At 39.8% G+C, this 7619-nt stretch carries 4 protein-coding genes and 1 pseudogene; all 5 read right to left on the reverse strand.

Going from position 1 to position 7619, the window contains the following annotated elements; all coding sequences use genetic code 11:
• A pseudogene (locus tag L1D46_RS18845) lies at positions 1-427 on the reverse strand (transcriptional regulator); the annotation flags it as partial.
• A gap of 60 nt (positions 428-487) precedes the next feature.
• Positions 488-3019, reverse strand: coding sequence for a glycoside hydrolase family 3 protein (locus L1D46_RS18850; RefSeq protein ID WP_130052857.1), 2532 nt, complete (start codon positions 3017-3019; stop codon positions 488-490).
• Positions 3020-3056: 37 nt separating this feature from the next.
• Positions 3057-3833, reverse strand: coding sequence for a family 16 glycosylhydrolase (locus L1D46_RS18855; RefSeq protein ID WP_130052858.1), 777 nt, complete (start codon positions 3831-3833; stop codon positions 3057-3059).
• A 66-nt stretch (positions 3834-3899) separates the two neighbouring features.
• Positions 3900-6590, reverse strand: a complete 2691-nt coding sequence (locus tag L1D46_RS18860; RefSeq protein WP_130052859.1) for a TonB-dependent receptor — start codon at positions 6588-6590, stop codon at positions 3900-3902.
• Positions 6591-6823: 233 nt separating this feature from the next.
• Positions 6824-7573 carry a subclass B1 metallo-beta-lactamase gene (bla, locus tag L1D46_RS18865; protein ID WP_130052860.1) on the reverse strand — a complete coding sequence of 250 codons (750 nt, stop codon included), beginning with the start codon at positions 7571-7573 and terminating at the stop codon, positions 6824-6826.
• Positions 7574-7619 lie beyond the last annotated feature (46 nt).

Genomic DNA, 7619 nt, shown 5'->3' on the forward strand with positions numbered 1-7619 from the left:
GTTCTAAATTATCTAAATAAATTTTAATCCCATAATAAAACGCGGTCCAAGTTGAAAGCACTGTTAATGACGCCGACGTCCATGTTCCAAAATCAAACCATGTCATTGGCTGCCAAAAGTTTCCATAAAACCACTGCAGTGTTATCCACTTAATTTGTGTCCAAATTAACGTTGCAGTTATGACAATGAAAATATGAAGTGCAATCTTCAACTTTAGCTCTATAAAGTTGATGCAAGTAAATACTTTTCTAAGGGAGAGGGTAATTATAAACCCACAAATTGTATCAATAATCAAATGCGGGATATGGATAGTCCAAGGCTCATCACTTGGGACTTTAATCATCAATTCGGTTAGCATTGCGTAAACAACCCAACCACAAATCTGAAACAGCCAAAATAAATGGCCGCGAGGGTTACTAGTATTCAAATTATTCAATCCATAAGGTAAAGCTGATAGGCATTACTTGCCCATCAGCTTTACTAAGATTTAGTCAGAGCATGTGAGTAAATAAGCATCTGCATTTGGTTTACTAGACAGTGCTATATCAGCAACAGCTAAGCTGGCAGCCTTTGCTGAAACATTTAACACCTCTGCCACCTTTGTCGTATTATTTAACGCAGATGTACAATTTAACGGTATGGCTAACGTATGCCATTTCTTATCATTCATCAAGGCTTCTATTGATTCAAACGTAATGTTGCGCAAGCAATTTCCTTCATTACACATTACTTGCAATTGAGCCTGATTACTTGGCGCAGTGTTAATTCTCATTTTAAGTTCAAGAAAACCAGATTTACTCGCATCACTCAGTACTTCAGGCTGCTGATAGCTTAAGCTCAAGGTTGCTTTTTTTGCCCCAGCTCGCCAAATGAACTGTCTTGCATCTTCCTGATAAGACAAATTAACAGACTGCATTAACAAGCTGGTACCATCACCACTGGTTGCCGAAGAGCCTGTTGTTTCAATGGCTGCTGTTTTTGAATCTTTCAGTTCCCACACTAAGTTCTCTGAAAGTCCTCTTACAAATAAAGGCTTAGCGTCATCATTTGCCACCTTTTTAGGTGTTGTATCTTCACTTAATAAAGGCACATTAACCGTGTCTTGATAAGTTAATCCATAATCATAAGCAAATAATGGATCATAAGTTTTGTCACCTAGGTTTAATGTATATTGCGTATCATACTTTGGCCATGAAAAGCTTAATTTACCTGAGAAATCAAACTGAGTGTTACCCTTCGCATCTGTCAATAACACATCTGCTACCCCCTCACCTTCTGAGCCCGGTAACCATGCAGCCACAAATGCATCAGATGCATTGAGCTCTTTATTTACCCAAAGCGGTCTACCGCTTAAAAATACGGTGACAACTGCAATACCATCAGCCTTTAATTTTTTCAGTAATGCAAGATCAGCTTTTGTTTTATATTGATATTCAAGAAACTCGATATCACCGAACCATTCTGCGTAAGGTTCTTCGCCTATAACAACAATCGCTACATCTGGCTTAACGGAGTAGTTTCCCGCTTCGTTTAGTTCAATTTGACCACCAGCACTTTCAACTTGCTCCTTTAAACCGGCATAAATTGACGTTGCATTTGGGAAATCGTCATTAGTATTGTCTGTGCCTTGCCATGAAACACTCCACCCACCCGCTTGCTTTGCAATACTATCGGCACCATCGCCAGCAACTAATATCTTGCTTGTTGCTTTAATAGGGAGTATTTGGTCATTATTTTTTAATAACACTAATGACTTACGAACAGCTTCTCTAGCGAGCTCACGGTGCTCAGAAGCGCCTAACCATTCAGGATGCTGTGATTCAGAACGGCTTGATGGTTTACCTCTTGAGAAAGCTCCCCATCTTATTTTCGCTCTCAAAAAGCGTCGAACAGCATCATTAATTCTTTCTTCAGAGATAGTGCCATCTTTCACTTGCGCAACCGTGTTATGATAAAAGGCCTCAAAGTGCTCAGGGACCATGATAACATCGACACCGGCATTAATAGCAGCAGCACATTGCTCTAAATCACAGCCTTCAACAAATTTATGGGCATTCCAGTCGCTAACTACAAACCCATCAAAGCCCATTTGCTTCTTAAGTACATCAGTTAGTAAATATTTATCACCATGCACACGTTGGCCATTCCAGCTGTTAAAGGACGCCATAACTGACTGAACCCCTTCATTTATCGCTGAAAAATAGCCTGGACTATGAATGTCTCTTAACCCTTTTTCATCAATAATAGTATTGCCACGGTCTATACCTCGCTCGGTTCCACCATCACCAACAAAGTGCTTTGCTGTTGCAATACGATTTGTCGCTTTTAAGAAATTATTGTTGATGCTACCTTGAATACCAACAACCATTTCACCGGCATACTCTTTAACTAAATCTGGGTTCTCAGAATAACTCTCATACGTTCTGCCCCAACGATCATCTCTGACCACTGCGACAGTGGGAGCAAAACTCCATTCTATTCCAGTTGCAGAAACTTCTTTTGCTGTAGCTTGACCGATACGTTTAATTAGATCTTTATCTCTGGTTGCACCTAAACCAATGTTATGAGGAAATAACGTAGCTCCATAAACATTACTATGTCCATGCATTGCATCTGTGCCCCAAATCGTCGGGATTGCAGCCCCATCTAATGAAGCATCTACTGATGCCTGATACATCTCATCTGCATATTGGAGCCACTGCTTCATCGAGGCACGTTTATTACCATAAGGCGCGGTGTTACCTCCATTTAAGTACGATCCAAAGCCATACTTGCGCATTTGCTCGACACTTAAATAACCGATTTCAGGTTGAACCATTTGCGCTACTTTTTGCTCAATTGTCATCGTCTGAATGAGCTCGTCAACCTGCTTCTCAACAGCAGGGTCTTGCTTAAGTTTAGTGTTTACATCAGGCCATTTTACGTGACCTACCTCGACAGCAAGCGGACACTGAGTATAAACAAGTCCAATCAAGGCTAATGGGCTTAATACAAGCGGTGAAAATTTAAATCTAGACATTTAAAACCTATAAAACAACACGTTGAAAATTAAATGATTAATTAGGTATGTATTCAATAAAGTCATAATATACCCATGATGAAGTGCCATAGTATTGACCAGGAAAGTAATTGGCTTCTTGTGAGTTATCGCCATGCCAGTGATTGATCATAATCTTGGTGTTATCCACTGGCCAAGCGTAGGCTGGTATCTCATTATTTGCGAGCACACCATCACCATTATCTTTATAAACGATACGAATAGTTTGCTCTTGGCCATTGGCATCATAAAGATACCAACGAATAACACGACTGGACCAATCGAAACCTATCATCAGCAAGTTTTCACGATAATCGAGCCCATATTGACTTAGGTCGATGTCTTGCTCCCAGCTCTGATATACCCCACCTTGCGGCTGATAAATAATATTTGTGTGTACAACATTGCCAAGAGAAGGCAGCAGTTCAATATCAATTTCTTGCCATGCTCGACCTGGGCTATCCCACCATGATGTGTAAGTAAATATCGATGAAACTGTACCCGCAACATTTCCTGATTTTAAACGACCTTGTATTTTGCCATAGCTATAAAACTGATTACTTTGTAACTCTGAGCATGTGCCCTGCGATAATGACAGCGTTAAACCATGTTCACTGGGGCTTTGCATATTAGGTTGAAAAGTACAACCAAATGGCGTGCCATTATTGCCTTGTCGTGCAGTCCAAATACTGGTGTCGTAACCCCAAGAAAAGTTATCTTTAAAGTAGTTAGCACTTAGACAAGGGGATAAAAATGCGATACAGAAAATTGATATACGTAGCCAAAACTTTTTCATTTTTTTGCCTCATAATCTGTTTAGCTCTCATATTGCTGAGCAATATGAGAGCGCTTAGTAGTAGGGTTAAAATGAGAAACCGGCTCTAACACCATAATATCTCGGCATACCGAAACTACCTTTTGGTACACCTTTGCTTGTGTTGTTCCAATATTGAATAGTCTCATCAGATGCGTTATTGATGAACAGCTCTGCATACCATTTTTGACTTTGCGGCTCATATTTCAAAGAAGCGTTATAAACCGCGAATGCATCTCGGCTATCATCGATATACTGTGTCGCTTCGTCTGAAACAGCGAAATCCATATCATCTAAATGCTTATCAAGGTTCCACACCGTTGAATACGATTTATCTTTCCAGCTTGCGTTAAACCAGCCATGAATAAAGCCATATTCACCTAAATTGAACGTATGCGTATAACTAATATTCGCAGTGTATTTAGGTGTCATTGCTAGATTGTTACCCTTGAGGTTAGTGGTTAACAATGTGTTTTCAGGATCTTTTGATTCTTCATAAGAGATATCGAATAGATACTCAGAATCATAGTCCCACTTGGTATTCCAATCTTCCGTAATTTTAGCATCAGTCCAGGTTACGTAACCTGTGATACGACCATTTGGATATGGTTTCCAGTCAAATTCGAATTCAATACCTTTAATCGTCGATGCTGGAACATTCTGCGTGTAATATGCAATCACGGGTTGATTTTGATAATCAAGAAGAGGCTCGCCATCATCACCTAAAATCGGTGTTCCGTTGTCATCTTCCACAACTGATAAGCGTTCAACATTACCAATCGAACCTACCGATGCGTACTGCATATCGGTATAATCTGTATAGAAAAAAGCAGCTTTTAAGTTAAGTGAGTTATCAAAAAAGCTTGATTTAGCACCTAGCTCCCACGTTAATACTTCTTCTGGGTCAAACTTCGTTTCGAATCGTGTAACGTCACCGGTTCTATCGTTAACTACTTCGTATACATCACCAATACCGCCCGCTTTAAAGCCACTCGCTAAGTATGCATAAAGCATGGTTTCTGATGAAATGTCATAATCTAAGCCAACACGGAAGTCATGATGCTGCCAGCTTCCTTTGTTGTCATTTTCAAAGTAAGACGCATAGATAGATGGGTCTTCGTAATAGTCGACTGGAAGATTATTTAGTTCTGTTCTATTTAACCAACCTACAGCACACCCATCTGCATTTGAGCATCGATACGTTCTGCCGCCTTTGTCTTGCTTTGTTTCATCACTAAAACGATAGCCTAAAGTTGCATGTAACTTCTCAGTTAGTTTGTATGTTCCTTGACCAAAAATGGCAAATGCATCTGTTGAGCGATCCGGTTGGTCCCAAAACGCTTTATCATCCATTGGATTATCATAATAACCCACTGTTGTTGTTTTTTCGTGGAAGTAGTTTGCCCCCACAATCCATATAAAGTCACCGTACTCATCGGATTGAAGTTGTAATTCTGTTGAAAACGATTCAGCCCCAGTGCCGTCTAGGAAGTAAGTGGCACCATCCCAAGGGTCAAGTCCCACTTCACTGTCTTGTGAAGACTCTCTTTCCATGTCTTCATAACCCATCAACCACACAATATTGTATTCATCATTTAGGTTATAATTTAACGTGTTGCGAAGATATGTGATATCTAAATCTAATTGTCCTGGGACATTCACGACAGCCTGATATGTGTTATCACTTGGCAAAAAGTTTGAGCAATCACCTCCCATTTCAGCTGGGCGCCCTCTTAACTTATCACAGTTAACTAAATCAAGATTATTGCTGCTGTTGTTTACGTACTTTTGGAAAACCGTATGGTTTGAGAAATTACCATTTAATGGCTCCCAAAGTGTACTGATACGAAATGAATACTCATCGGCATTATTATAAAAATCACTTTTATCCGCTGGTGTTAATGCGCGAACTTTTTGTGCTTCAGGGTCTGTACCAGCACCATCAATCCACCAGTTTTCTCTTTGAGTGACAGTTTGACCCACGCCTTGATATGAGTCTTCAGATATTACTGGGGCATTTAATACATCATCAGAGAGCCTGCGAGTATCGTATTGGTTAGGATCGTAGTAGCCTTCTAAGTAGGAGTCACGCTTCAAACCTTTTGCAGCGAAACGAACTGCAAACTCCTCATTAATTGGAATATTAATCATGCCATCAATGTTTTTACTGTTGTACTTACCTGCTTCAACATTCACATTGCCAAAGAAGTTTTCAAATTGTGGCTTTGCAGATATGACATTGATACTACCCACCGTAGAGTTTCGGCCGAATAAGGTACCTTGCGGACCTCGCAATGCCTCAACACGGTCAATATCATACATAAGTGCAAGTGCACCTTGCATTCTAGGTGAATACACACCATCTAAGTGCACACCAACCGCTGGATCACCTAGCTCTGTTAGGTTGGTTGAGCGTACCCCGCGCATTGAAATAACGGGTGCTGATTGGTCTGTTGCTGTTGAAATATCAAGACTAGGAACAAGGTTCGCAATATCCTTAATATTATTAACACCATTTTTTTTAAGCTCAGCTTCTGTTAACGCCGTAATTGCTACCGGTGTTTCCATCAACTTCGTTTTGCGTTTTGTTGCCGTAACAGAAATGATTTCTAAGCCACTTTGCGGCTCTTTTGATACTTTATTGTCAATATCCTGCTGATTTTCGTTTTGTGCATGTACAGGTAATGAGCAAGCTAAAGCGACAGCAACTGCTAATGCCTTTTTATTTATTGTGTGCATATTTAACCTTTAGATGTGTGTTCAGATTTAAAAGAATTTACTTTTAATTAACAGTATCTGCAGGTTCATTTTTCATTACCAGCCAAATTCGGCAAGGCGAGTTTCAAATAATACAAAGCGAATTTAATGTTACTTTCAAGCGAGATTCTACGTACTTTTTTGGCGCGCAAAGCACAAGGGAGAAAGCGGCCTTAGAATGTTCAATGTGAGCCTAAAGCCGCCATAACCTATACCTATTTGAGATGATCGGTTATTATTTTTTCTGTATGTGAGAGTAAATCATATCCACCAACAGCGCCATGTCCAGGGACGACAATCACTGCACTTTTAAATTTCCTTTTTAATTGCTTTGTTATATTAAGCCAAGAGTGTATGTCACCATGAACTAGGTTACCTACAGATGATGACTGAAGTGACCGAACTGCGCAGCCACCAAATAAGATTCTTTTTTCAGGTAACCACGCCATAACATTGTCCATTGCATGCCCAGGGCCTGGAAAAAATAGTTCAAGAGAGCCAAATTTAACAACTGAATCTGCTACTCTAAGTTCTTTGATAATATTGTTAGGTACTGCCGCGCCTTGCTCTATGGTTAACTGAGCAGTTAATGGATGAGCAAAAACATTGATTCCCTTAGACTCAAGTACATCGACACCAGCAGCTCGGTCACCGTGCGCATGCGTAACAAATGCTTTGCTTACTGGCAGTTTTATTTCTGAGCTAATTGCTTCGAGTAAATCTAAAGTGAGTAATTCCCCCCACGCTGTGTCGATAAGGGTTAAACTATCTCCTTCTTTCACAATTAAGCCATTTGAGGGAAATTCTGTACCATTTGGGTAAGTATAATATGATGTATGCAGCCATACCCCATCAGCTAACTGGGTTATAGAAACCTGATTTGGCCTGTTTTCTTGCGCTGAAACCTGAAAGCTATATATTAAAAGAAAGAAAATAAAACTACCGAATATCCTAAATTTCATCATTGCGCTATATCCCTAAATTAAGACATAAAAATATATTATAATTAAA

This window comes from Pseudoalteromonas sp. Isolate3, from assembly GCF_022398505.1.
Lineage (GTDB): Bacteria > Pseudomonadota > Gammaproteobacteria > Enterobacterales > Alteromonadaceae > Pseudoalteromonas > Pseudoalteromonas apostichopi.